The 23,058-nt window shown below is 72.4% G+C and carries 19 protein-coding genes and 1 pseudogene; 4 read left to right on the forward strand and 16 right to left on the reverse strand.

From position 1 onward, the window contains the following. Positions 1–51: 51 nt before the first annotated feature. The 3 genes and pseudogenes from M446_RS27445 to M446_RS27455 all read left to right on the forward strand — a co-directional run. A pseudogene (locus M446_RS27445) lies at positions 52–1,175 on the forward strand (efflux RND transporter permease subunit); the annotation flags it as partial. Between the two features lie 550 nt (positions 1,176–1,725). Next, positions 1,726–1,965 (forward strand): hypothetical protein, encoded by a 240-nt coding sequence (locus M446_RS27450; RefSeq protein ID WP_236728874.1) that lies wholly within the window; start codon positions 1,726–1,728, stop codon positions 1,963–1,965. 113 nt (positions 1,966–2,078) lie between these two features. Beyond that, positions 2,079–4,193, forward strand: coding sequence for an alkyl/aryl-sulfatase (locus tag M446_RS27455; protein WP_012335358.1), 2,115 nt, complete (start codon positions 2,079–2,081; stop codon positions 4,191–4,193). A gap of 114 nt (positions 4,194–4,307) precedes the next feature. Here M446_RS27455 and M446_RS27460 read toward each other — a convergent pair whose 3' ends face one another. The 11 genes from M446_RS27460 to M446_RS27505 all read right to left on the reverse strand — a co-directional run bounded on the left by M446_RS27460 (position 4,308) and on the right by M446_RS27505 (position 15,201). Then, positions 4,308–4,622: a Rieske (2Fe-2S) protein gene (locus M446_RS27460; RefSeq protein ID WP_012335359.1), complete on the reverse strand. Its 315-nt coding sequence runs from the start codon at positions 4,620–4,622 to the stop codon at positions 4,308–4,310. Between the two features lie 25 nt (positions 4,623–4,647). Then, complete coding sequence (locus M446_RS38350; protein ID WP_012335360.1) at positions 4,648–4,785, reverse strand: hypothetical protein; 138 nt, start codon at positions 4,783–4,785, stop codon at positions 4,648–4,650. 11 nt (positions 4,786–4,796) lie between these two features. Continuing rightward, positions 4,797–5,501 carry an ABC transporter ATP-binding protein gene (locus tag M446_RS27465; protein ID WP_012335361.1) on the reverse strand — a complete coding sequence of 235 codons (705 nt, stop codon included), beginning with the start codon at positions 5,499–5,501 and terminating at the stop codon, positions 4,797–4,799. Beyond that, positions 5,494–6,309, reverse strand: coding sequence for an ABC transporter ATP-binding protein (locus tag M446_RS27470; RefSeq protein ID WP_012335362.1), 816 nt, complete (start codon positions 6,307–6,309; stop codon positions 5,494–5,496). Before M446_RS27470 ends, M446_RS27465 begins: the two co-directional genes overlap by 8 nt. After that, the gene (locus tag M446_RS27475; protein WP_012335363.1) at positions 6,306–7,352 is read right to left on the reverse strand and encodes a branched-chain amino acid ABC transporter permease; all 1,047 of its coding nucleotides are present in this window, start codon (positions 7,350–7,352) and stop codon (positions 6,306–6,308) included. Before M446_RS27475 ends, M446_RS27470 begins: the two co-directional genes overlap by 4 nt. Next, positions 7,349–8,221 (reverse strand): branched-chain amino acid ABC transporter permease, encoded by an 873-nt coding sequence (locus M446_RS27480; protein WP_012335364.1) that lies wholly within the window; start codon positions 8,219–8,221, stop codon positions 7,349–7,351. Before M446_RS27480 ends, M446_RS27475 begins: the two co-directional genes overlap by 4 nt. Before the next feature lie 66 nt (positions 8,222–8,287). Then, entirely contained in the window at positions 8,288–9,436 is a 1,149-nt protein-coding gene (locus M446_RS27485) for an ABC transporter substrate-binding protein (RefSeq protein WP_012335365.1), read from the reverse strand. A 29-nt stretch (positions 9,437–9,465) separates the two neighbouring features. After that, on the reverse strand, positions 9,466–10,668 hold the full coding sequence (locus M446_RS27490) for a xanthine dehydrogenase family Fe-S subunit (RefSeq protein WP_012335366.1): 1,203 nt from the start codon (positions 10,666–10,668) through the stop codon (positions 9,466–9,468). Further along, positions 10,665–11,531, reverse strand: coding sequence for an FAD binding domain-containing protein (locus M446_RS27495; protein ID WP_012335367.1), 867 nt, complete (start codon positions 11,529–11,531; stop codon positions 10,665–10,667). Before M446_RS27495 ends, M446_RS27490 begins: the two co-directional genes overlap by 4 nt. After that, positions 11,528–13,927, reverse strand: coding sequence for a xanthine dehydrogenase family protein molybdopterin-binding subunit (locus M446_RS27500; RefSeq protein ID WP_012335368.1), 2,400 nt, complete (start codon positions 13,925–13,927; stop codon positions 11,528–11,530). The genes M446_RS27495 and M446_RS27500 overlap by 4 nt, the downstream gene beginning before the upstream one ends. Continuing rightward, positions 13,927–15,201, reverse strand: a complete 1,275-nt coding sequence (locus tag M446_RS27505; protein ID WP_012335369.1) for an amidohydrolase/deacetylase family metallohydrolase — start codon at positions 15,199–15,201, stop codon at positions 13,927–13,929. Before M446_RS27505 ends, M446_RS27500 begins: the two co-directional genes overlap by 1 nt. Before the next feature lie 136 nt (positions 15,202–15,337). Here M446_RS27505 and M446_RS27510 point away from each other — a divergent pair, with 136 nt between their 5' ends. Continuing rightward, on the forward strand, positions 15,338–15,892 hold the full coding sequence (locus M446_RS27510) for a MarR family winged helix-turn-helix transcriptional regulator (RefSeq protein WP_012335370.1): 555 nt from the start codon (positions 15,338–15,340) through the stop codon (positions 15,890–15,892). 244 nt (positions 15,893–16,136) lie between these two features. Here M446_RS27510 and M446_RS27515 read toward each other — a convergent pair whose 3' ends face one another. From M446_RS27515 to M446_RS27535, 5 genes are all read right to left on the reverse strand, one after another. Next, complete coding sequence (locus M446_RS27515; RefSeq protein ID WP_012335371.1) at positions 16,137–17,165, reverse strand: alpha/beta fold hydrolase; 1,029 nt, start codon at positions 17,163–17,165, stop codon at positions 16,137–16,139. A 223-nt stretch (positions 17,166–17,388) separates the two neighbouring features. Next, a complete protein-coding gene (locus M446_RS27520) occupies positions 17,389–18,744 on the reverse strand; it encodes an MFS transporter (protein ID WP_012335372.1) in 1,356 nt (451 codons plus the stop codon). After that, a complete protein-coding gene (locus M446_RS39255; protein WP_043701698.1) occupies positions 18,731–19,159 on the reverse strand; it encodes a hypothetical protein in 429 nt (142 codons plus the stop codon). Before M446_RS39255 ends, M446_RS27520 begins: the two co-directional genes overlap by 14 nt. Positions 19,160–19,188: 29 nt before the next feature. After that, complete coding sequence (locus M446_RS27530; RefSeq protein WP_012335373.1) at positions 19,189–21,168, reverse strand: aconitate hydratase; 1,980 nt, start codon at positions 21,166–21,168, stop codon at positions 19,189–19,191. Positions 21,169–21,693: 525 nt separating this feature from the next. Next, positions 21,694–23,010 (reverse strand): alpha/beta hydrolase family esterase, encoded by a 1,317-nt coding sequence (locus tag M446_RS27535; RefSeq protein ID WP_012335374.1) that lies wholly within the window; start codon positions 23,008–23,010, stop codon positions 21,694–21,696. Between the last annotated feature and the right edge of the window lie 48 nt (positions 23,011–23,058).

Genomic DNA, 23,058 nt, shown 5'->3' on the forward strand with positions numbered 1-23,058 from the left:
CGAGCGACTGGAGGGAGAGTGGGATGGCCGAGGAGCCGGAGGAGTTGCCGTCGGGTCGAGGTGCTGGTCGAGGCCGCGGCCGAGGTCGGGCCCTCGCTGTTCTTCTCGCTCCTCGTCATCACGGTGAGCTTCCTGCCGATCTTCACCCTGGAGAGCCAGGAGGGGCTGCTGTTCGGGCCGCTCGCCTTCACCAAGACCTTCGCCATGGCGGCGGCGCTCCTGTCGGTCACCCTGGTGCCGGCGCTCATGGTGCTGTGCGTGCGCGGGCGCATCATCCCCGAGCACCGCAACCCGCTGAACCGACTCCTGATCTGGCTGTACCGGCCGCTCATCGCCGGCGTGCTGCGGGCGCGGGGGCTCACCATCCTGCTCGCCGTATGCGTGCTGGCCGCCACCGCGTGGCCCGCCCGGCAGCTCGGCTCCGAATTCATGCCGGACCTCGACGAGGGCAGCCTGCTCTACATGCCGACCACCCTTCCGGGCCTCTCGGTGACCAGGGCCGGCGAACTCCTCGCCACCCAGGACCGCATCATCAAGTCGTTTCCCGAGGTCGCCTCGGTCTACGGCAAGGCCGGGCGCGCCAGCACGGCGACCGACCCCGCGCCGATGGAGATGTTCGAGAAGGTCATCGCCCTGAAGCCGAGATCCGCGTGGCGGCCGGGCGTGACGCTCGCGAGCCTCAGGGCCGAGATGGACAGGGCGCTGCAATTCCCGGGCGTGTCGAACGCCTGGACGCAGCCGATCCGCGCCCGCATCGACATGCTCTCGACCGGCATCCGCACCCCGGTGGGCGTGAAGGTGCTGGGAACCGACCTGAAGGAGATGGAGGCGGTCGCCCGCCGGTCGAGGCGGTCGTCCGGAATATGCCGGGCACGTCGAGCGCCTACGCGGAACGCGTCATCGGCGGCGACTTCCTCGACATCACGCCGGACCGCGAGGCGCTCGGGCGCTACGGCCTGATGGTCGGCGACGTGCAGGACGTGATCGCGACCGCGCTGGGCGGGCAGGCCGCGACCAACACGGTCGAGGGCCGCGAGCGTTACACCGTGAACGTGCGCTACCCGCGCGCCTTCCGCTCGGACCCGCGGGCGATCGCCGACGAGGTGCAGGTGCCGCTTCCGGCGGGCGGCACGGTGCCGCTGCGCGAGGTCGCCAGGGTCGAACTCACCCGGGGGGCACTCGCCGCCCCGGCCCGGCTTCGTGCCCTCGCGGGGTCGGCCCGGTCGCCGGGGGCCGCCGGCTCGAAAGCGTGAGGCAGGGCCCGCGCCCTCGGCGGCCGGAACCCCGTCTCGACGCGCCCGCCGCCCGAGGCATCGCTCGTCCTCGGAGCGACCCTGATCGCCCCGGGCGCGGTCCGGGGATTGCGGGATGCCGAGCTTGATCCAGATCAAATCAAGATCTCATCGCTCGTCATAGATTGATGCGATCAGTTGCGTCGCGTATTGTCCGCCGCAATCGAGTGAAATCGCACCGGATCGGCGGCACCATCTCTGCGGCGTCTGCGGGCGAAGATCCCATTCGCCCCGGCAATGCCCTGACAGAGCGGGAAGGCCGCGCGTCGCGGGCTCGCCCCGACGGGTCGACCGGGCGGCCTCGGACAGGCCGGTCCCGAGGCAGCGCCGGGCCGGCCGGAAGCGGGGGCGCCGCGGAGAGAAGGCGATCAGGCCGTCGTCGGCCTTCGGCTGGAGATCGGAAGCCAGAGTTCGACACGAGGGGAGAATGGCCATGGACTCGATGCACCGTCGCGCCGTGCTCAGGCAGTTTTCGTGCGCCGTCATCACGGCCGCCGGCCTGGCTCTGGTGCCGAGCGCCGCGGAGGCCGTGCTTCTCAGGGCAGGGCCCGTCGGCGACGCGAACGACGACGCCCTCGTCGAGAAGGCCCAGGCCGTCGTCGTCGTCCCTCGCCGCCGCCGTCGCAGGGTCTGCTGGTGGCGGCGGGGACGCCGCGTCTGTGCGTGGCGCTGATCGCGTGTCCCGCGAGCGCCGTCGGCCGCGGCCGGTCAGCCCCGGCCTTCCGGCACTCTGGCGAGAAGCAAGCCGATGAACCGAATTCGCTCTGCCCGGGATGGAGTTGGCCGATGTCAACGAGACGCGAGTTCATCAAGGCCCTGCCCGGCGCAGGCGCCGCATTCTCCGTCGCGGGTGCCTTCGTGCCCGGGGAGAGCGTCGCCCGGGCCCAGGGAGCCGAGAGCGTCTCTCCCCCCGAGGGGCATTTTCACCCGCAGGGCAAGCCGCCCTCCACCTTCACGCGCGACGTGTTGCGCCGGGCGCGAGCAACCCTCCCGTTCGCGGACGACAGGGACTTCGCGGAGCAGCGCAAGGGGCTGATCGCCCCCATGACCGCCATGACCATCCCGGCCGAGGCCGGCCACGTCGCCTGGGACATGCAGCAATTCCGCTTCCTCGACGAGCAGGACGAGTTCGACAGCATCCACCCGTCGCTGGTCCGGATCTCGCGGCTCAACAACAATTACGGGCTCTACGAGGTCGTCCCCGGCATCTACCAGGTGCGCGGCTTCGATCTCTCCGATCTCACCATGGTGCGGGGGAGGAGCGGGTGGATCGTGTTCGATCCGCTCATCAGCCAGGAGACCGCGCGCGCCGCCTGGAGGCTGTTCCAGGCGCATGTGGGCGAGGGGCGTCCGATCTCGGCGGTGATCTACTCCCACACCCACGGCGACCATTGGGGCGGGGTGCGCGGCATCCTCGATGAGGAGGAGGTCCGGTCCGGCCGCGTGCCCGTGATCGCCCCCGCCGATTTCATGGCCCACACGGTGGCCGAGAACGTCTACGCCGGAAACGCCATGAACCGGCGGCTGTTCTATCAGTACGGGCTGCTCCTGCCGGCGGGACCGCACGGCTATGTCGGGCAGGGCCTGGGCCAGCGCGTCTCGGCCGGCGCCACCGGCCTGATCGCTCCGACCCGGCACGTCGTCGATCCCATCGAGGAATTCGAGGTCGACGGCGTCCGTATGATCTTCCAGAACACGCCGAACACCGAAGCGCCCCGCGAGATGAACACCTACCTCCCGGACATGAAGGCGCTCTGGATGGCGGAGAACGTCATCGCATCCCTGCACAACATCTACACGCTGAGGGGCGCCCCGGTGCGCGATCCCCTCAACTGGTCGAAATACATCAACGAGGCGCTCTACCGCTTCGGCATGAAGGCCGAGGTGATGTTCGCCTCCCACCATTGGCCGCGCTGGGGCAACGCGCGGATCCAGGAGGTGCTGCGGGCGCAGCGCGACCTCTACGCCCACATGAACAACCAGGTGCTTCACCTCGCCAACCAGGGCGTGACGATCAACGAGATCCACACCGTCTACGAGGTGCCGCGGAACCTGCAGCAGAAGTGGCATTGCCGCGGCTATCACGGCTCTCCGGAGCACAACAGCCGGGGCGTCGTCCAGCGCTACCTCGGCTTCTGGGACTGCAACCCGGCGACGCTGATCCCGCTCGCCCCTTCCGAGAGCGCCCCCCTCTACGTCGAGATGATGGGCGGCGCGGAGGCGATCCTCGCCCGCGGCCGCCGCCTGCACGACGAGGGGAAGTACCTGCTGGCCCAGGAGATCGTGAACAAGCTCGTCCAGGCGGAGCCGCGCAACCGGGCCGCCAAGGAGCTCTTGGCCGACATTTTCGAGCAGATCGGCTACCAGCAGGAGAATCCCGGCCTGCGCAACAGCTTCCTGGCCGGGGCGTACGAGCTTCGGACCGGCATTCCGGAGGGCGAGACGGCGAGTTCGAGCAGCCCCGACGTGGTGCGGGCGATGACGACCGAGCTGTTCCTGAACTTCCTCGCCATCCGCATGGACAGCCGCAAGGCGGAGGGGATGCGCTTCACCATCAACCTGGTCACGCCGGACAATGGCGAGCGGTTCGTCATCGAGCTGGAGAACGCGACGCTGACCAACATCGCGGGGTTCCAGGCCGAGAAGCCGGACCTGACCCTGACCATCAACCGCTCGGATCTCGAGCGGACGATGATCGGGGCCAAGACCCTGGAGGCGCAGATCGCCGACGGAACCGCGACGGTTCAGGGCGACGCGGGCGTTCTGGCCCAGCTGGCCGCGACGATGGTGGATTTCGACCCGCGCTTCGAGATCATGCCGGGCACCAAAGGGACGGCCGCCCCGGAGCAGGTCCATGCCGAGGCGTATCGGGCCGAGCCCAGCCGGACGATCGCCGAGTAGCCGGGGCCGGTCCTCCGGCAGGCTCGGCATCATTCGCCGAAATGGTCACCGGTTCGGCGGCCAAAAATGATGCGGCACCAGGAGACCAAGCAGAACTGCCCGATGCCGTTCTGCTCAGCCCTGGACGAGGTCCGAAGCGTCGACGAAGACTTCGGCATTCCGGATCTCGACCGGGTAGAGGCGGAGCGGCCGCGTCGGCCATCCGGCGGAGACTTGCCCGTCGCGCAGGTCGAACGACGCCCGGTGGTGCGGGCAGAGCAGCCGCCCGTTCGCGCACCGGCCGCGCGCGAGGTCCGCGCCCTCGTGCGGGCAGGCGCGCTCGGCCGCGACGATCGTCGCGCCGTCGCGCACGAGGACGAGGTGACGTCCGCCCACGAGGACCGGGACGATGGGCCCCGCCTCCGCCTCGTCGAGGCGGCACGCGCGCACCCAACGCTGCGCCCCCGCTCCAGCCTCACCGGGTCTCGAGGGCATCGCGCGTCTCGTCCGCCGTCCGGACGATCACGTCCGGACGGCGGACGACCAGCCGGCGCGGCGCTTGCGCGAAGCCGACATCCGCATGGCCGAAATCGGAGATGGCGACGCAATCCATCGGATTTCGTCTCAGCCGCCCAGATAGGCTTCGCGGATGTGCGGATCCGCGATCAGGGCGGAGCCCGTTCCCGAGCGGACGATGCGGCCCGTCTCGAGGAGGTAGGCGTGGTCGCAGAGTTCGAGGGCCGCGAAGGCGTTCTGCTCGACGAGCAGCACCGTGGTGCCGGCGGTGCAGATCGCCCGGATGACCGCGAACATGCGCTCGACGATGTTGGGGGCGAGCCCCAGCGAGGGCTCATCGAAGAGCACGAGCTTGGGGCGCGCCATCAGGGCGCGCCCGATCGCCAGCATCTGCTGCTCGCCGCCCGACAGGGTGCCGGCCGCCTGATGCCGCCGCTCCGCGAGCCGCGGGAACTCGCCGTAGATGCGGTCGAGGTCGGCGGCGACGCCCGCGCGGTCGCGGCGGAGATACGCGCCCATCGCGAGATTCTCGGCCACGCTCATCTGCGGGAAGACGCGCCGCCCCTCCGGGCAATGGGCGATGCCGTGGGCGAGGATGCGGCGCGGCTCGGAGCCGGTAATGTCGCGCCCGTTGAACGAGATCGCGCCGGAGCGCGGCGGCACGAGCCCGGAGATCGCCCGCAGCGTCGTCGACTTGCCGGCGCCGTTCGCCCCGACGAGGGCGACGAGCTGCCCCTCCCTCACGGCGATGCTCAGTCCCTTGAGGGCCGTGACGTGGCCGTAGCCGCAGACGAGGTCGCGGATCTCAAGCATGGGCGGCCTCCCGCGCCTCCGCGGCGGCCCGGCGCGCGGCACTGCCCTGGCCCAGATAGGCCTCGATCACGGCCGGGCCGGCGCGGATCGCCTCGGGCGGTCCCTCGGCGATCAGGCGGCCGTAGTTCAGGACGACGATGCGGTCGGAGACCTCCATCACCATCGGCATGTCGTGCTCGACCAGCAGGATGGTGACGCCGCGCGCGCGGATCTGGCGGATCAGCCGCACGAAGACCCGGGTCTCCGAAGCGTTCATGCCGGAGACCGGCTCGTCGAGGAGGAGCATCGCGGGCTCGGTCGCGAGCGCGAGCGCCACGCCGACGAGGCGCTGCTCGCCGTAGGCCAGCGCCCCGGCCTTCTCCCGCGCGCGCGCCGCGAGGCCGACCCAGTCGAGGAGCGCCTCGGCGCGCCCGCGCAGCGCCCGCTCTCTCGCGCGGCTCCGGCCCGGCAGCGCGTCGAGGAGGGGCGCCCGGCGCGCGCCGCCGTGCCCGTGCAGGCCGATCATCACGTTCTCGAGCACCGTGTCGTCCGGGAACACGCTGGTGCGCTGGAAGGTGCGGGCGAGGCCGAGCCGGGTGATCTCGTGCGGCTGGAGGCCCGTCAGGCGCGTGCCGCGGAAGCGCACCTCGCCCTGGCTGGGCTTGAGGAAGCCCGTCATCACGTTGAAGGCGGTGGTCTTGCCGGCGCCGTTGGGGCCGATCAGGCTGACGATCTCGCCCTGCGCCACCTCGAAGTGCAGGTCGGCGATGGCGACGAGGCCGCCGAAGCGCACGCCGACGTGCTCGACCGAGAGGATCGCCGCGCTCATCGCTGCACCGCCGGGTTGGACTTCAGGATCGGCGCGGACGCGTCCGCGGCCGTTCCGCGGCCGCGCGCCAGGAGCCCGGCGGCCCCCGGGACGATGCCGCGGGGCATCAGGAACAGGATCAGGATCAGCACGATCCCGTAGACGATCCACTGCGCCTCCGGGGCCATGACGGGGCGCAGGGCCACCGGCAGCAGGCCGAAGATCAGGCCTCCGACCACCGGGCCCATCAGCGTGCCCTTGCCGCCGCCCACCACCATGATGACCATCGTCACCGTGGTGGCGAACAAGAACACGTCGGGGTCGATGATCCGCAGGTAATGGGCGTAGAGGCTGCCCGCGGCCCCCGCCATGGCGGCCGAGACGACGGCCGCAACGGTCAAGGTGCGGGTGGCATTGATGCCGACCGAGAGCGCGAGCGGCTCGTTCTCCTTGAGCCCGCGCATGGCGCGGCCGAAGCGCGCGCGCACCATCCGGGCGATGATCGCGTAGCAGAGCGCGCCGACGCCGAGGACGAGGTAGTAGTTCTGGAGCTTGGTCCGCAGCGTCCAGGCGCCGAGGCCCGGCACCCCGAGGGTGAAGGCCGGGATGCCGGTGAGCGCCAGCGGCCCCTGCGTCAGCTCCACCCAGTTGAGCGCCACGAGCCTCACCACCTCGGCGAAGGAGATGGTCACGATCACGAAGTAGGCGCCGCGCACCCGGAACGAGAGCCGCCCGATCAGGTAGCCGCAGGCCCCCGCCGCCGCGACCGCCACGAGGAAGCCGGCGGCGGCTGGCCAGGGCTCGTGCATCACCCGGTAGCCGAAGCCGACCTCGACGTCGAAGCCGAGGCTGGTCAGCGCGCTCACGTAGGCGCCGATGCCGAAGAAGGCGATGTGGCCGAGGCTCAGCTGCCCGGTGTAGCCGAGGAGCAGGTTCAGGCTCATCGCCCCGATGGTCAGGATGCCCGTCGTGATCAGCGCGTTGAGGAGGTAGGGGTCGGCGCCGAGCGCGAGCGGCAGCGCGGCGAGCGCCGCCAGGAGAGCCAAGGGGAGGAGGCGGGTCATCCGATGCGCTCCGCTTTCGCGAACAGCCCGGTCGGCCGCCAGAGCAGGACCGCGATGATGATCAGGAAGCCCATCGCGTCGCGGTAGCCCGACGAGACGTAGCCGGCCCCGAGCTCCTCCGCGAGCGCCAGGATGAAGCCGCCGATCGCCGCCCCCGTGACGTTGCCGAGCCCGCCCAGGATCACGATCGCGAAGGCCTTCAGCTCGGCGAGCTGCCCCATCTGCGGGAACACCACGTAGACCGGGCCGAGCAGCGCCCCGGCGGCGGCGGCGAGCGAGGAGCCGAGCGCGAAGGTCGCGGTGTAGATCCCCCGCACGTCGACGCCCATCAGCGCCGCCGTGTCGGAATCCTGGAAGGCGGCGCGCATGGCGAGGCCGAGCCTCGTGCGGTTGATCAGCGCGTAGGTGAGCCCGATCAGGAGCAGCGCGCCGCCGAGCACGAACAGGCTCAGCCACGAGACCGAGACCGGCCCGAGCCGCAGCGGCGCCTCGGGGAAGGGCGAGGGCACCGCCTTGGCGACGCCGCCGAAGGTCCAGAGGGTGCCCGATTGCAGCACGATGCCGGCCCCGATCATCACCAGCATGGTCGTGTCGATGTCCTGGCCCCGCAGCGGCCGGAGCAGCAGGAGCTCGATCACGGCGCCGAGCGCGAGGCCGCCGAGGATGGCCGCCGGCAGCGCCAGGAAGAAGTTGAGCCCGAGCGCCGCGACCGCGAGGTACATCAGGTACGCGCCGACGGTGTAGAGCGCGCCGTGCGTGAAGTTCACGACGTTCATGATCCCGAAGATCAGCGTGAGCCCGACGCCGAGCAGCGCGTAGGTCCCGCCCAGGATCAGGGTGTTGACGAGGTGCTGGAGCAGCTGGTCCATGCGGGTCCCCTTGGGCTCCCTCGGCGGGCGGCGTGCCCGGCCGGCCCGGGGGCCGGCCGGACCGCGTCAGAGGGTCGGCTGGACGACGCGGCCGTCCTTGATCTCGATGATGTAGACGTCGGGCTTGCTCTGGCCGCTCTCCTTGCCGGCAGGGCCCGATTTCGCGAAGCGGATCGGGCCGTTCAGGCCTGTGAGGTCGACCGACCAGAACGCCTTGGTGATCGCGGCCGGCTCGGCCGAGCCGGCCTTCTCGATGGCCTGCGCGATGGCGCGGATGCCGTCGTACCCGCGGAAGCTCTCGGTGACGCCCGCGAACGCGAAGCCGCGCTTCTTCCACTCGCCGATGAAGTACGCGGTCGCCTTGGGATTCGGGGTCTTCTCCGGCAGCCAGGGCAGGAACGTCGTCAGGTGCATGGTGCCGTCGGCGGCGGCCCCGGCCTGAGCGATGATCTGGTCGGGGTTCTGCGAGCCGCCCGTGGTGATGACGCGCTTCTTGAGGCCGAGCGCCGCCATCTGCTTGAACAGCAGCACGAGCTGGTCGACGGCGCTCGTGATCATGATCGTGTCGCTGTCGGAGGCCTTCAGCTTGGCGAGCTGGGCGCTCATGTCCTGCGCGGCCTGGTCCATGGTCTCGACGAGGCCGATCTGGACGCCCTTCTCCTTCAGCATCTTGCCGAAATCGGTCGCCGCGCCGCGGCCGAAATCGTTGTTGATGACCAGGAAGTCGACCTTCTTGATGCCGAGGCGCGACACCATGGGCGCGAAGTTCTCGGCCTCCAGCGCCGAGGGCGGCGAGATGCGGAAAACGAACGGGTTGCCGGAGGTGGTGATCTTCCCCGAGGAGGAGGTCTCGACCAGCATCGGGACCTCGTAGTCGATGAGCTTCGGCATCACCGCGAGCGTCAGGCTCGACCCCCAGGCCCCCATCATCACCGGCGTCTTGTCGCTGGTGATGAGCTTCTCGGCCACGGCGGCGGCCTCGGTCGGGTTGCTCTTGTTGTCCTCGATCACGAGTTCGAGCGTCTTGCCGAGCACGCCGCCCTTGGCGTTGATCTCGTCGGCGGCGATCTTGGCGCCGTTCACCACGTAGGTGCCCGAGGCCGCGAAGGCCCCCGTGAGCGGCTCGTTGACGCCGATGCGGATCGAGTCCGCGAGGGCGCCGGTCGCCGCGAGGGCCATCAGCATCGCCGTGGTGAGGGTGAACCTGCTCGACATGGAGGTCTCCGGTGGGGGCGGGAACGGGGTCAGGCGCGGGCGAGCCACGCCGCGAGGCGCGCGCGGATCAGGCCGAGGAGCAGGCGGACGGGGTTGAGGGCGGCGGGGGCGGGGGGCGCGGCCCCGGAGAGCTGCGCGTCGAGGTTGCGGGCGAACGCGGCCGCGATGCGGCCGGCGAGGTCGCGCACGAGGCCGGGCCGGCCGAACTGCGCCAGCGGCCCGGTCAGGCTGTAGCCGACCTCGAGGGCGACCCGCGCGGTGCCGGGCTCCGCGCCGGGCTCGACCCGGTAGCGGATCTCGCCCTCGGTGGCGGAGCGCCCGCCCGCGTCGCTGCCCGCGCCGCGCACGCGGCCGGTGCGGGCGGCCTCGTCCCGCTCGATGAGGGCGCGGCCCCGAAACGTGGCGGCGATCGGCCCGATCCGCACCTGGAGGCCGCCCTCCACCGCGTCGGGGGCCGGCCGGCCGGTGAGCACGGCGCCGGGCAGGCAGGCGGCGACCGCCGCGATGTCGCCGAGGAGCGCGAAGACCGCCTCCGGCGGATGGGCGAGGTCGATCGTCTGCGTGAAACGATGCGCCGGACGGAAGGTCCCGGCGAGCGTCGGCGCGGCGCCCGGGGCGGCCGCGGCCGCGGTCGCCGGGGGGCGCTGGGCCGCTGCGAGGCCCTCGCCGGCCCGCGCGCCGACCGGACCGAGCGGGCGCGGCGCGGGCCCGCTCGGTCCGATGCCGCGGGCGCGGCGGTCGGCGATGACGCTCGCCACCGCCCGCACGATACCGGCGTAGCCGGTGCAGCGGCAGAGATTGCCCGAGAGGCCGACCCGGATGCGCTGCGCGTCCGCCTCCGGCAGCCGCAGCACGAGGTCGCGCGCGCTGACCAGCATGCCGGGCGTGCAGTAGCCGCACTGGAGCGCGTGCTCGCGGTTGAAGGCTGCGCGCAATTCCGCCGCGACCGGATCGTCGTCGAGGCCCTCGATGGTGGTGACCTCGGCGCCCGCGCAGGCTCCCGCGAAGGTGAGGCAGGCGCGCGCCGGCTCGCCGTCGATCAGCACCGTGCAGGCGCCGCAGACGCCGTGCTCGCAGCCGAGATGCGTGCCCGTGAGGGTCAGGTCCTCGCGCAGCACGTCGCCGAGGTGGCTGCGCGGCTCGGCCTCCACCCGGACGGGCCGGCCGTTCACCGTCAGCCCCAGCGCCACGCGCCCCGCTGCCGCGGGCGCCTCCGCCAGTCCGGCGCTCATGCGACCTCCGTGAGGGGCATCGGGGTGGGCCGCGCGGCCTGCGCCACCGCGCGGGCGAGCACCGTGACGTGGACGTGTCGCTCGACCGCGTCCGACATGCCGGCGGCGGCGAGGGCGCGCTCCGCGGCGGCGGCGTCGAAGTGCCGGGCGAAATCGGGGCCGATCCGGCCGCCGAAGAGCGGGCGCGCGTCGGCGAAGAGGAGGGGCGGCCCCTCGATGGCCCCGATCACCGCGCGGCCCCGGCCGGCGGCGGGATCGAGCCGCACGGCCCCGATGGCGTGCGCGAACTCGCCGATCTTGGCACAATGCTTGACGTAGCCCCAGGCCACGCTCTCGGGCCGGGCCGGCACCCGAACGGCGACCAGGACCTCGCCCGGTTCGAGCGCGGTCTCCAGCGCCCCGGTGACCAAGCGCTCCACCGGCAGCCGCCGACGCCGGCGGGGCCCGGCGATCTCGACCTCGGCGCCGAGCGCCGTCAGGGCCGTGACCCAGTCCGCCGCGGGATCGGCGTGGACGAGGCTGCCGCCCACCGTGCCGCGGTTGCGCACGGGCCGGTAGGCGATGGCCGCGGCCACCCGCCGGAGCGCGCCCCCGGTCACGTCGGGCACCCGCCCGTCCTCGATGTCGGCGTGGGTGACGCACGCGCCGAGGACGAGCGTGTCGCCCTCGACCGCCGCCCGCCGGAGTTCCTGCAGGCCGGTGATGTCGAGGATCAGGTCCGGCGCGACGAGGCGCAGGTTGAGCATCGGGCCGAGCGACTGGCCGCCCGCCATCAGCTTCACGGAGCCTCGCGCCTCGCCGAGCCGGGCCAGGAGGGCGGCGAGGTCGCGCGGCCGCTCGTAGGCGAAGGGCGCGGGCTTCATGCGGCGGCCCTCGCGCGCCGCGGCGCGCCGCGCGCGGCGAGGACCGCCTCGACGATCCGCCGCGGGGTGACGGGGGCGTGCAGCAGCTCGACCCCGAGCGGGCGCAGCGCGTCGTTGATCGCATTCGCGAGCGCCGCGGGCGGCGCGATGGCCCCGCCCTCGCCGATGCCCTTCTGGCCGAAGCGCGTGTACGGGGAGGGGGTCTCCATGTGCGCGATGCGCGCGGCCGGCACCTCCGCCGGGCCGGGCAGGAGGTAGTCGGCGAAGGTCGAGGCGAGCGGCTGACCGCGGGCGTCGAAGCGCACCTCCTCGTAGAGCGCCGTGCCGATGCCCTGCGCGAGGCCGCCGTGGATCTGGCCGTCGACGACGAGCGGGTTCACCAGCGTGCCGCCATCCTCGACCACCACGTAGTCGAGGATCTCGACGGCGCCGAGGTCGGGATCGACCGCCACGACCGCCGCGTGCGCGGCGTAGGAGAACGTGCCGGAATCCCGCACCGGCTTGTAGCCGGCCGTGACTTCGAGACCGCCCGGATCGGTGGCGGGCGCGAGGTCCTGCGGGCGCCGGTACCACGTGCGGGCGATCACCTCGACCGGCACGTCGCCCGACGGGCCGATCACCCGGCCGGCCTCGTAGCGGCAGGCTTCCGGCTCGGCCTGGAGCAGGTGCGCGCCGATCCGCACGGCCCGCTCGCGCAGGGCCTCGCAGGCCGCCGCGACCGCGCCGCCGACCATCACCATCATGCGCGAGCCCCAGGCGCCGGTGGAGTAGGGCGTGGCGGCGGTGTCCCCGTGCACCAGCCGCGTGCGCGCCACCGGCACGCCCAGGATCTCGTGCGCGACCTGCGCCAGGGTCGTCTCCAGTCCCTGGCCGTGCGAGTGGGCGCCGACGCGCAGCTCCAGCCCCCCGTCCGGGGTGAGCCGGGCGCTCGCCTGCTCGTGGCCCGGCACCATCGGTATGCCCCACCCCGCGTAGACGGAGGTGCCGTGCGCCGCCTGCTCGCAGTAGATCGCGAGCCCGAGCCCGATGCGCCGTCCGTCGGGCTCGCCCGCGCGCTGGCGCGCCCGCACCCCCTCGGCACCGATGGCGGTGAGCGCCCGGGCCAATGCCTGCGGGTAGTCGCCGCTGTCGAAGTGCTTGTTGGTGATGTTGTCGAACGGCATCTGCTCGGGCCGCACGAGGTTCCTCTCGCGCACGACCTCCGGGGCGAGGCCCGCCTCCGCCGCCACCGCGTCGAGGATCAGCTCCATCGCGAAGCACACGCCCGTGCGGGCGACGCCGCGGTAGGGCAGGATCGGGCACTTGTTGGTCGCCACCGACCAGGTGCGGCAGCGATAGGCCGGGAAGTCGTAGGGGCCGGGCAGGATGCTCGCCACCTGCGCGGCCTCCAGGCAGGCCGAGAACGGGTAGGCCGAGTAGGCGCCGGAATCGACGGTGGCCTCGCAGTCGATGCCGCGCAGGGTGCCGTCGGGCTCGGCATAGGCCGTGATGCGGTAATGGTGCTCGCGGCAATTCGCGTTCGCGGTGAGATGCTCGCGCCGGTCCTCCAGCCAGCGCACGGGATGGCCGCACCGGAGCGCCAGCCAGCCCAGGCAGATCTCCTCCGCGAGCAGGATCGCCTTGTAGCCGAAGCCCCCGCCCACGTCCGGCGAGACGACGCGGACGCGCTCCTGCTCGATCCGCAGACACTCGGCGAGGCCGTTGCGCACGATGTGCGGCATCTGGCTCGCGGTGTGGACGACGAGCTGATCCAGGCGGTGGTCGTAGTGGGCGACCACGCCGCGCCCCTCGATCGGCGCCATGCACTGGCGCGCCGTGGAGATGGTGCGGGAGACCTTGATCGGCGCGTCGAGGGCCGAGGCGATGTCCACGTCGACGAGCGTCTCCAGGAAGACGTTGTCGCCCCAGTGCTCGTGCACGAGGGCGGCGCCGGGCTCGCGGGCGGCGAGCATGTCGTGGACCGCCGGCAGCTCCTCGAGGTCGAGGACGACCGAGGCGGCGATGTCCTCCGCCTCCGCGCGGGTCGGCGCGACGCAGAAGGCGACGAGTTCCCCGACCTGCCGCACTTTGCCGACCGCGAGCGGCGGCTGCTCGGACACCTTGAACCCGGGCAGGCCCGACACGGCGCGGATCGGCGCGACGCCGTCGAGGTCGGCGGCCGTGAACACCCGGCCGCGAGACTCCTCCGGCACGTGGATCGCGCGGATGCGGGCATGGGCCAGGGGGCTGCGCACGAAGGCCACGTCCTGCATGCGCGGCAGCCGGACGTCGCCGACGTACTGGCCGCGCCCGCGCATCAGACGCTCGTCCTCCTTGCGGGGGAGCGGCGCGCCCACGCCCTCCCGGGCGCCCGCGGCGGAGGGGGAGGCGCCCGCGGCAGAGGGGGAGGCGCCCATCAGGCCGCGATCGCCCGCGGCAGGATCGGCGAATCGGCGTCGAAGCGCTTGCCCGCCCGCAGGCAGAAGGCCGGGCGCAGCAGCCGGTCGACGACCACCCGCGTGTCCTCGTTGTCGCGCAGCAGGAAGGACCCGCGGTCGTCGTGCAGCACGGACACGTCCGCCTCGAAGCCGGGGGTGAGCGCCCCGATCCTGTCGGAGAGGCCCAGCATCTGCGCCGGATGCGAGGTCACCATCGGCACCACCTCCTCGAGCGGGATGCCGAGCGCCATCATCGAGGACATCGCCTGGGTCAGGCTGAACCGTGCCTGGCCCAGGAAGGGGTGGTTCTCGTCATCGTGGTGGGCGTCGGGCGTGCCCGCGGGCCGCGGCACCTCCGTGTTGTAGCCGTGCATGTCGGCGCCGAGCGTGTAGGGCACCACGCCGGCGGGGATCGCCGCCCGGGCCACCCGGTAGGAGAAGTGGCTGCCGTGGCCGACATCGACCTTGAGGCCGGCATCGAGCGCGGCCTTGATGACGGAATGCACCTCGCCCTGCTCGTTGATGAACCCGCCGGGGTGGCGGGTGAAGGGATGGGCGAGCACGTCGCCGGGGCGCAGGAGCGGGATCACCCGCTCCATGATCGTGTTGGCGTCCTCGCCATTGGCGCCGGATTCCGGCAGGCCCCAGAGCTGGCCGAAATGGACGTAGAGCGGCAGGTCGGCGCGCCGGCTGATCTCGGCGGCCATCTCCATCACCTTGATGCCCCAGCGGGCGAAGCCGCCGATCTCGGCATGGCCCTTGATACCGCGCACGAGGTCGCGGTTCTCCACCGCGGCCTTGACGGTGGCGTCGATGTCGACGCCGTCCGGGCTGTAGAGGTTGGGATAGAAGTGCCCTTCGAGACCTCCGACGAGGTAGGCGGACAGGAAGGCGAGCACCCGCGTGTCGGAGGTTTCTGCAATATAATGCCGGAATCCCGGCAGGGTCATGCACGACGGACCGCCCTGGTCGACGACGGTGGTGACTCCCGAGCGCACGCCCACCATGTCGGGATTAAGACCGAAGCGGCCGGTGACATACTGGTAGACGTGGGCATGCGTGTCGATCAGCCCCGGCAGCACCAGCTTTCCGGAGACGTCGATCACCTCCGCGGCGCTCGATGGCAGGATGGTCTCGGCGATGTTCGCGATGCGACCGCCGCGCACTGCGACGTCACGGATGCCGTCGATGCCGTTCTTTGGGCAGATCACGCGCCCGCCGCGCAGCAGCAGGTCGTACCGGGTGCCATCCATCGCTCTACCTTACCTGTTGGTTCGCCGCGCCCCAGTGAGCCCATGCAGGATAATGCGAAAAAGGAAGCATGCTTCGCAATTCGTTGGTAGCAGGATGCGTGCCAGGTTGGAGCGAGGAGCAACGGAGGGCTCAGCGATGGAGGACGGTGCCGGAGATCTGGCCAAGGAGGCAGCACTGCCCGTTGCGCGCGCAGATTCGCGCGGGCCCGAGGCGGCGGGAGGGATCTGGCCGCTGATCGACCGTCCGGGCTTCCTCGTCCGGCGACTCTATCAGATCCACGTCAGCCTCTTCTCTGAGCGCTGCGCCGCTTTCCGCGTCACGCCGCTGCAGTACAGCCTGTTGTCGGAACTGATGGTGCGGGGCGAGGCCGATCAGACGACCCTGGCGCACGCCGTCGCGCTGGACAGGACCACGACGACGGGCGCGCTGCGGCGCCTCGAAGCGCGCGGGTTCGTCAGCCGGACGATCTCCCCCGTCGATCGCCGCTCGCAGCAGTGCCGCCTGACCGACGAGGGCCGGGAGATCCACGCCGCGATGGCGGATGCGGTTCGGCAGGCCCACGCGGACACGATCGCCGCCCTCTCTCCGGCGGAGCGGAAGCTCTTCGTCGACCTGATGAGGAAGATCGCCGCGGCGCACGGCCAAGCGGCGCACGGCCAAGCGCCCGGCATGGCCGAGTTGCAGACCTGATGCGGGATCCGCGTGATCGACGCGGATCCCGGATCACGAGCCCGCGCGGCGCCTGAGCGCCGCGCCTGAGCGAAGCCGACATCCGCATGGCCGAAATGGGAGATGGCGAAGCCACCAACCGGATGTCGGATGAGGCATGTCTCGGGCGCCGGCAGCGATCGGCCCGGAGCATCCGCGGCCGCCCCGGTCACCGCCGTCGAGGCGGCCAGGCCCGATCCGGCGAGGCGCCCCGCGGGGGGCCTCGCTACGCCGACGCGACCTCGGTGACCGCGGCCCCGAAACCGTCGAGGGCCCGCGTGACGGTGGCGAGATCCTCGAAATGCGGGAAGGCGCCCGTCGGCAGCCGCATCACGGTCCAATTCCGCCGCTCGGCGAAGCGAGGAAGGTCGCGGTAGTCGACGAAGTCGCCGCGCGTGCCGTGGATCACCAGGACGGGCAGGTCGAGCGCCTCGTAGAGCGCGGTGGCATCCGTCGGAAACAGGTGGCCGGCGATGAAGCAGAAGGGTGCATGCTGGGCTCCCGGCCGGTGCGCCGACGCGTACCCGTAGGCGAGCAGGCCCTCGTCGATATCCGGCGAGCCCCAGGTCTTCTCCAGGAAGAAGCGCATGCTCGGGCGGCTGACCAGGGCATCGAACAAGGCACGGCCCCAGGGGGGCGCGTCGAGGGTCGCGCGCAGCCGCTCCCTGCCGCGGTGGCCGCCGCGCGGAGAGCGGCCGGAGAGCCGGGCATCGAACCCGGTCGGGCTGATCAGGGCGAGTCCGCGGTAGTCTCGCGGGCGTTCGAGGGCCGCGCGGGCGAGATACTCGGCCGAGAGGGAGAGGGCGAGGGCGTTGAGGGCGGCCCCGTCGTGCCGCCGCCGGATCTCGCCGGCGGCCGCGTGGATCGCCTCGACCATCAGGTCGGGCGTGTAGCGGCGGCGGGCGCGCTCCGAGAGGCCGAACCCGGGCAGGTCCAGGGCGTAGACGGGGCACCGCCCGTCGTAGTGGAGGTAGAGCGGGCGGACCTCGTAGGCGCTCGCGGCCGCGTTGATCGAGTGGATCAGGAGCAGGGGAGGGCCGCTCCCGCCGGCGCTGCCGTACAGGGCGACGGCGCCGGCCCGCGTGTCCAGTGCGTCGAGACGGCCCGGAAGGGCTCTCGGCAGCGGCCGGCGGTGATCGACGGCGAACCGGCTGTAGGCGAGCCACGCGCCGCTGCCGCCGAGGGCCGCGAGGCCGAGGACCTTGGCGGCCTGCCGCGCCAGGAGCGGCAGGACGGAATGGGGCCGACGGGCCATGTGCACCTCGCGAGCGTCGTGCGAGCACAACGTCGTGCGCGGTTCACCGTTGCGGCGCCCACCGAAGCTCGCGCGCGTCGGCCCGCCGCGCCCGGGCGGAGCCTTTGGGAATCGAGCTCGCGCACGACGCAGGATCGCGCGGCGAGGCGTCGAGAACGGGACCGGCGGTCGTGAGACGTGACCGCTGGCAGGAGGACCGGGCATCGGCGGTCCGCCCGCGCCTCTATTCCGGCAGCGGCCTGCCGGTGGTCTCGGGCATGAACCAGGGCACGATCAGCCCGAGCACGTAGACGCTGCTCATGATCAGCGCCGCCCGCGCCACGCCGCCGAACGAGGTGACGATCTGGCCGGCGATGATCGGGAAGATCCAGGCGATCAGGCGGGCGCCGTTGAACACGAAGCTCGCGGCGGTCGCCCGCACGGCCGGCGTGAACAGCTCCACGAGGTAGATCGCCATCCAGCTGAACGAGAAGCCGAGCGTGAAGACCCCGTTCAGGAAGGCGATGACCATGAAGGTGGTCAGACCGCCGGTCCACACATAGGCGAGCACCGAGGTCGCGAGGCAGCCCGCATAGGTCAGGATCAGGAATTTGCGCCGCCCGATCGCGTCGGCGAGGAAGCCCGAGACCAGGTAGGCGGCGATCGCCCCGATGTTGTAGATGATGCCCATGCGCGGGCCCCAGACGTTGGCGGGCTCGCCCGCCGCCTTGGCCAGCGCCTCGGTGTAGGCCGGCAGCCAGGACGATACCGCCCACCAGCCCACCGTCGTGGCGAAGGACATCACGGTGGCCAGCAGCACGCGCCGCCGGCTCTCCGGCTCGCGGAAGATCTCGGTGAGCGTGAAGGGGCGCTGCGCTGTCTTGTGCACGCGGCCGCTCTGCGCGTCCTCCGTCGTGGCGGCCCAGCGCTGCTCCTTGAGCGCCGTCATCCAGCGCTCGGATTCCTCCAGCGCGCGGCGCAGGTAGAGGCAGACGAAGGCCGGCAGCGCGCCGAGCGCGAACATGATGCGCCAGCTCTCGGAGCCGAGCGGGTTGGTCGCCGCCAGCACCGCCCAGACGATCGCCGCCAGCACCGCGCCGCCGCCGAAGCCCGATTGCAGGAAGCCGCAGCCCTTCGGCCGCGCCCGGTTCGGCCAGGTCTCGGCGACGAGCGCGATGCCGGTGCTCCATTCCGAGCCGATCGCCAGGCCGGTGATGAAGCGCAGGAGCGCGAGCTGCGCGAAGCTCCCGGCGAAGGCGGTCAGCCCCGTGAAGATGGCGTAGCCGAGGATGGAGAGCATCATCATGCGCTTGCGGCCGATGTAATCCGCCGCGATGCCGCCCAGCATGCCGCCGATCCCCCAGCCGAGCAGCGTGATGCCGATCGCCGCGCCGACGTAGAAGGCGGGCGCCTGCGCCTGCTCGGGCGTGAGGATGGAGTTCAGCGCCGGGCGGAGCGCGTAGACCAGCGCCACCGCCTCGTAGCCGTCGAAGATCCAGCCGAGGTAGCTGCCCCAGAGGATGCGCCAATGTCGCGCCGTCAGGCCCGCGTACCAGGGAGCAGAGGCGTCCTCGCGCAGGATCGCATCACCGGCCGCCATGTGTTCCTCCCTCCGTCCTCGTGCCGCGCCGCCCAGTCAGGTCGCGGCGCGCGCGGGCGCGAGCCTCGCCGCGGATCGTGAGCGCGTCGCGCACGCGGCCTCCGGCGAGGCCGCCCGGCAGCGCCGCACCCTCTCGCGCGATCAACGCGCCGAGGTCGGTGCCGGTCGCGACGCGCATCCGCGCGGCCCTCCCGGCGAGATCCTCGGCCGCGACGGTGTCGGTGGCCCCGGGCGCGAAGGGGCGGCCGCCGAGGCCCGCGCAGGAGGCCTCGATCCCCCGCACGCCCCCGCCGGCAGGCCGCGCCGGGGCGGCGCGACGCCGCGCTTCGAACGGGGCGGCGACGCGGGGCCCGGGGCCGAGGACGCGCGGGCCCGTCAGGGGGCCGCTGGACGGGGCGGGAGCGGGTGTCGGCATCGCGGTCTCGGCCGGTTCGGAGCGGGAGGTCAGGCGACGTGCTGCGCGGATCCCCCGTCGCCCCGCGCCGCCAGCCGCTCGCGCAGCCAGTTGATGACCCCGCCCCCGAGCAGCAGCGCGATCTGGCGCGGCGAGAGGTCGTGGCGCAGGGTGATCCGCCTCCCGCCGACGCGGGCGACGATCTCGTGGCCCGCCTGCAGCGCGGCGGCGATCCCCGCGATCTCGATCAGGTCGCCGCATGCGAGGCCCTCGTAATCCGCCGGGTCCGCGAAGGTGAGCGGCAGCACGCCGAAATTCACCAGGTTCTGCCAGTGGATGCGCGCGAAGCTCTTGGCCAGCACGGTCTCCAGCCCGAGATAGCGCGGCGCGAGCGCGGCGTTCTCCCGGCTCGACCCCTGGCCGTAATTCGAGCCGGCCACGATGGCGTGGCCCGCCCGCTCCCGGCCGGCCTGCCGCGCGCGGTCCGGATAGGTCGCGTCGATCGGCTCGAAGGTGAACTCGCTCGTCTTCGGGATGTTCGACCAGTAGGGCATCACGCGCGCGCCCGCCGGCATGATGTCGTCGGTCGAGATGTCGTCCCCGACCTTGAGCAGCACCGGCACGCGGATGCTGTCCGGGAGCCGGCCGAGTTCGGGCAGGGTGGTGATGTTCGGGGTCTTCTCCAGCCGCACCGCGCGCGCCGCCTCGGCGTCGAGCGGGGGCACGAGCATCGCGAGCGTGGCCGGATAGGTGTCGGGCGGCGCGATCCGCGGGCAGGGGAGGCCGAGGCCGCGCGGGTCGGTGATGACGCCGGTCAGCGCGGAGGCCGCGGCGGTCTCCGGGCTGCACAGGTACACGCTGTCCTCGCGCGTGCCGGATCGGCCGGGGAAGTTGCGCGGCACCGTGCGCAGCGAGTTGCGCCCCGAGGCCGGCGCCTGCCCCATGCCGATGCAGCCGTTGCAGCCGGCCTGGTGCACGCGCCCCCCCGCCCGGACGAGGTCGGCGAGTTCGCCGGTCGCGATCAGCGTCTCCAGCACCTGCCGCGAACTCGGATTGACGTCGAAGGACACGCGGTCGTGGACCTGGCGCCCCCTCACCATCGCGGCCGCGACCGCGAAGTCCCGGTAGCCCGGATTGGCCGAGGAGCCGATGTAGGCTTGGTAGATCTCCTCGCCCGCCACCTCGCGCACCGGCACGACGTTGCCGGGGCTGGAGGGCTTGGCGATCAGCGGCTCGAGGGCGGAGAGGTCGATCTCCTCGTGCAGGTCGTAGGCCGCGCCCTCGTCGGCGGCGAGCGGGATCCAGTCCGCCTCGCGCCCCTGGCTGCGCAGGAAGCCGCGCGTCGCCTCGTCGGAGGGGAACACGCTCGTGGTGGCGCCGAGTTCGGCGCCCATGTTGGCGATGACGTGCCGGTCCATGGCCGAGAGCCCGTCGAGGCCCGGCCCGTAATACTCGACGATGCGGCCGAACCCGCCCTCGACGCCGTGGCGGCGCAGCATCTCCAGGATCACGTCCTTGGCGCTCACGAAATCCGGCAGGGTCCCGGCGAGGCGCACGCCCCAGATCTGCGGCATGCGCAGGTGAAGCGGCTCGCCCGCCATGGCGAGCGCGACCTCGACCCCGCCCGCCCCGAAGGCCAGCATGCCGAGGGAGCCGGCCGCGGGCGTGTGGCTGTCGGAGCCCACCAGCGTGCGCCCGGGCTTGCCGAAATGCTGCATGTGGACGGGATGGCTGATGCCGTTGCCCGGCCGGCTGTACCAGACGCCGAAGCGGCGGCAGGCGGAGCGCAGGAACAGGTGCTCGTCGGCGTTGAGGTGATCGTTCTGGACGAGGTTGTGATCGACGTACTGCGCGGCGAGCTCGACCTTGACCCGCTCGACGCCCATCGCCTCCAGTTCGAGCATGACGAGGCTGCCGAGGACGTCCTGCAGCAGCGCCTGGTCGATCCTGAGGGCGATCTCCTGCCCCGGCTCCGGGGTGCCCTCGACGAGGTGCGAGCGGACGAGCTTCTGCGTGAGGTTCAGTGGCATCGACGCACCTCCCTGATTCCGTGCCGATGCTCCCGCCCGCCAAGGACAGCCCGGGTGCGCGCGCGTCGGCACAGCTTGAGCCGCGGCTCAAGCGCTCGATTGCGACCAGAAAATCAGAGAAGAGGATGTATCACAAGTCAATTTAGGGCAATCCGTCACAATAAACGCTTGGCCGGATCCGCCCTCAATTGCGCAGCTTGAGCTGCATATCCGTGTTCCGTCGGGCGGTTTAGGCCGAAAATCTGCCCATGTTCGGAAATCCGAGCGTGGGGAGTCGGATCTTTGGACGGGTCCGTCCCTCTCCCGGCCGCGGCGCGCCGCCCATCTCCGAACCAGGCCGGCCGCGTCGACGGACCTCGCGGCGCCCGTCGCGCCGGCGGGAAGCCCCGCAAGCCGGAGCGTGCCGCCGCGACGGATCCCGTGCCCGCGCCGGGATGGGCCTCCCGGGGCGGCACGCGGGGGGCGCCCGGCACCGCCCCCGCGGCACGCGGGCGGTCCGGGCATCGGCTCTCGGTCCCGTCGCGCTCAGTGCCGGGATGGGCTCGGCGCGCGCGCGTGTGCCAGGAAGAAGCGCATCAGCTCCCGGCTGGCATCGGGGCCGCGCGGATCGGTGTAGGAGCCGTCCGCGCTGCCGCCCGACCAGGCATGGCCGGCGCCGTGCAGCAGCCACTGCTCCAGGACCGCCCGCCCGGTCTCGTCGGCGTGGACCGTGCGCGTGTAGGCGATCCCACCCGGGGACTCGCCGCGGGTCACGGCCGCGACCAGCGTCCCGGCGGGCTTGGCCTGCGCGATGACCTGATCCCCGTTGACGGGATTGACCGTCCGGTCGCCGTCGCCGTGGAAGACGATGGTCGGCACGGCCGGCCCGCCCCGCCTCGGCTGGACCGCCGCCCCTCCGTTCATGGCGGCGAAGGCCGACGGCATGTCCCGGGCGGCGCCGCAGGCCAGCCCCGAATGCACGCCCACGGCGGCGAACAGATCCGGATAGGTCGCCGCCATGATCGCCGCGGCCGCGCCGCCCGCGGACAGGCCGGCCACGTAGACCCGGGACGGATCGGCCGAGAACTCCTCCACGACGGCGGTCGCGATGCCGGCGATCAGGGCGGGCTCCCCGCCGTCGCGCGCCTGATCGGCGGCGTTGAACCAGTTCCAGCACTTCTGCATGTTCGCGGATTGGGGCTGGCGCGGGTAGGCGACCAGGAAGGTGTGTTCCTCGGCGAGGTCGTTCATCCGCGTGCCGAGGGCGAAATCATCCGGGTTCTGCGTGCAGCCGTGCAGCATCACCACTACGGGGAGCGGCTGACCGGAATAGCCGCTCGGGACGAAGACCTTGTAGGTCCGGCTGCCCGCCGCGTTCGCGAAGCTGCGCTCCTCGAACCGGGCGCCCTCCGGCACCGGGACCGCGCGCGGACGGACGGCCCCGAGCCCCTCTGCCGGGCCGAAGGCGCCGGGCTGGCCGAGCCGATCGCGAACCGCCCGCATCGCCTCGGACAGGTCCGGAAAGCGCGCCGGCCGGTCGCCGCCCGCGGGCGCGTCGGCATTGCGCTCCTCGGCCTCGCGCGGGGCCGTCCAGGCCCCCTCCGGTCCCGCCGGAGGCACCATGTCGATGGTCGGCCAAAGGGTCCGGGACGAGGTGCGGGACGAGGTGCGGGAAGAGGTCGGGGACGAGGTCGGGGATGGGCGCTCGCTGCTCCAGGCCGGCCGCCCCGGCCCCTGCGCCGGGGCGTCGTTCGCGGTGCGCGGTACCGACCGGCCCTGGAGCATCGCCACGGCCTCCGCGAGCTTGCCGGCCCGGGTGAGGCGGGTCACCTCGGCCATGTCGATCGTGCTGAATTGGGTCATGTCATGGTCCTTCGATGCCCGGAGCGGGCGGGAGCGCCGGGCTGGTGG

Origin of the sequence: Methylobacterium sp. 4-46 (genome assembly GCF_000019365.1) — a bacterium.
Classification (GTDB): domain Bacteria; phylum Pseudomonadota; class Alphaproteobacteria; order Rhizobiales; family Beijerinckiaceae; genus Methylobacterium.

Bases quoted from the DNA above. Each gene is read 5' to 3' on its own strand.
- M446_RS27505 (WP_012335369.1), bottom strand. From the start codon at position 15,201: ATGGATGGCACCCGGTACGACCTGCTGCTGCGCGGCGGGCGCGTGATC.
- M446_RS27495 (WP_012335367.1), bottom strand. From the start codon at position 11,531: ATGAAGCCCGCGCCCTTCGCCTACGAGCGGCCGCGCGACCTCGCCGCC.
- M446_RS38350 (WP_012335360.1), bottom strand. From the start codon at position 4,785: ATGGATTGCGTCGCCATCTCCGATTTCGGCCATGCGGATGTCGGCTTC.
- M446_RS27475 (WP_012335363.1), bottom strand. From the start codon at position 7,352: ATGACCCGCCTCCTCCCCTTGGCTCTCCTGGCGGCGCTCGCCGCGCTG.
- M446_RS39255 (WP_043701698.1), bottom strand. From the start codon at position 19,159: ATGCCGACACCCGCTCCCGCCCCGTCCAGCGGCCCCCTGACGGGCCCG.
- M446_RS27535 (WP_012335374.1), bottom strand. From the start codon at position 23,010: ATGACCCAATTCAGCACGATCGACATGGCCGAGGTGACCCGCCTCACC.
- M446_RS27465 (WP_012335361.1), bottom strand. From the start codon at position 5,501: ATGCTTGAGATCCGCGACCTCGTCTGCGGCTACGGCCACGTCACGGCC.
- M446_RS27530 (WP_012335373.1), bottom strand. From the start codon at position 21,168: ATGCCACTGAACCTCACGCAGAAGCTCGTCCGCTCGCACCTCGTCGAG.
- M446_RS27510 (WP_012335370.1), top strand. From the start codon at position 15,338: ATGGAGGACGGTGCCGGAGATCTGGCCAAGGAGGCAGCACTGCCCGTT.
- M446_RS27515 (WP_012335371.1), bottom strand. From the start codon at position 17,165: ATGGCCCGTCGGCCCCATTCCGTCCTGCCGCTCCTGGCGCGGCAGGCC.
- M446_RS27520 (WP_012335372.1), bottom strand. From the start codon at position 18,744: ATGGCGGCCGGTGATGCGATCCTGCGCGAGGACGCCTCTGCTCCCTGG.
- M446_RS27500 (WP_012335368.1), bottom strand. From the start codon at position 13,927: ATGGGCGCCTCCCCCTCTGCCGCGGGCGCCTCCCCCTCCGCCGCGGGC.
- M446_RS27450 (WP_236728874.1), top strand. From the start codon at position 1,726: ATGGACTCGATGCACCGTCGCGCCGTGCTCAGGCAGTTTTCGTGCGCC.
- M446_RS27490 (WP_012335366.1), bottom strand. From the start codon at position 10,668: ATGAGCGCCGGACTGGCGGAGGCGCCCGCGGCAGCGGGGCGCGTGGCG.
- M446_RS27485 (WP_012335365.1), bottom strand. From the start codon at position 9,436: ATGTCGAGCAGGTTCACCCTCACCACGGCGATGCTGATGGCCCTCGCG.
- M446_RS27480 (WP_012335364.1), bottom strand. From the start codon at position 8,221: ATGGACCAGCTGCTCCAGCACCTCGTCAACACCCTGATCCTGGGCGGG.
- M446_RS27455 (WP_012335358.1), top strand. From the start codon at position 2,079: ATGTCAACGAGACGCGAGTTCATCAAGGCCCTGCCCGGCGCAGGCGCC.
- M446_RS27470 (WP_012335362.1), bottom strand. From the start codon at position 6,309: ATGAGCGCGGCGATCCTCTCGGTCGAGCACGTCGGCGTGCGCTTCGGC.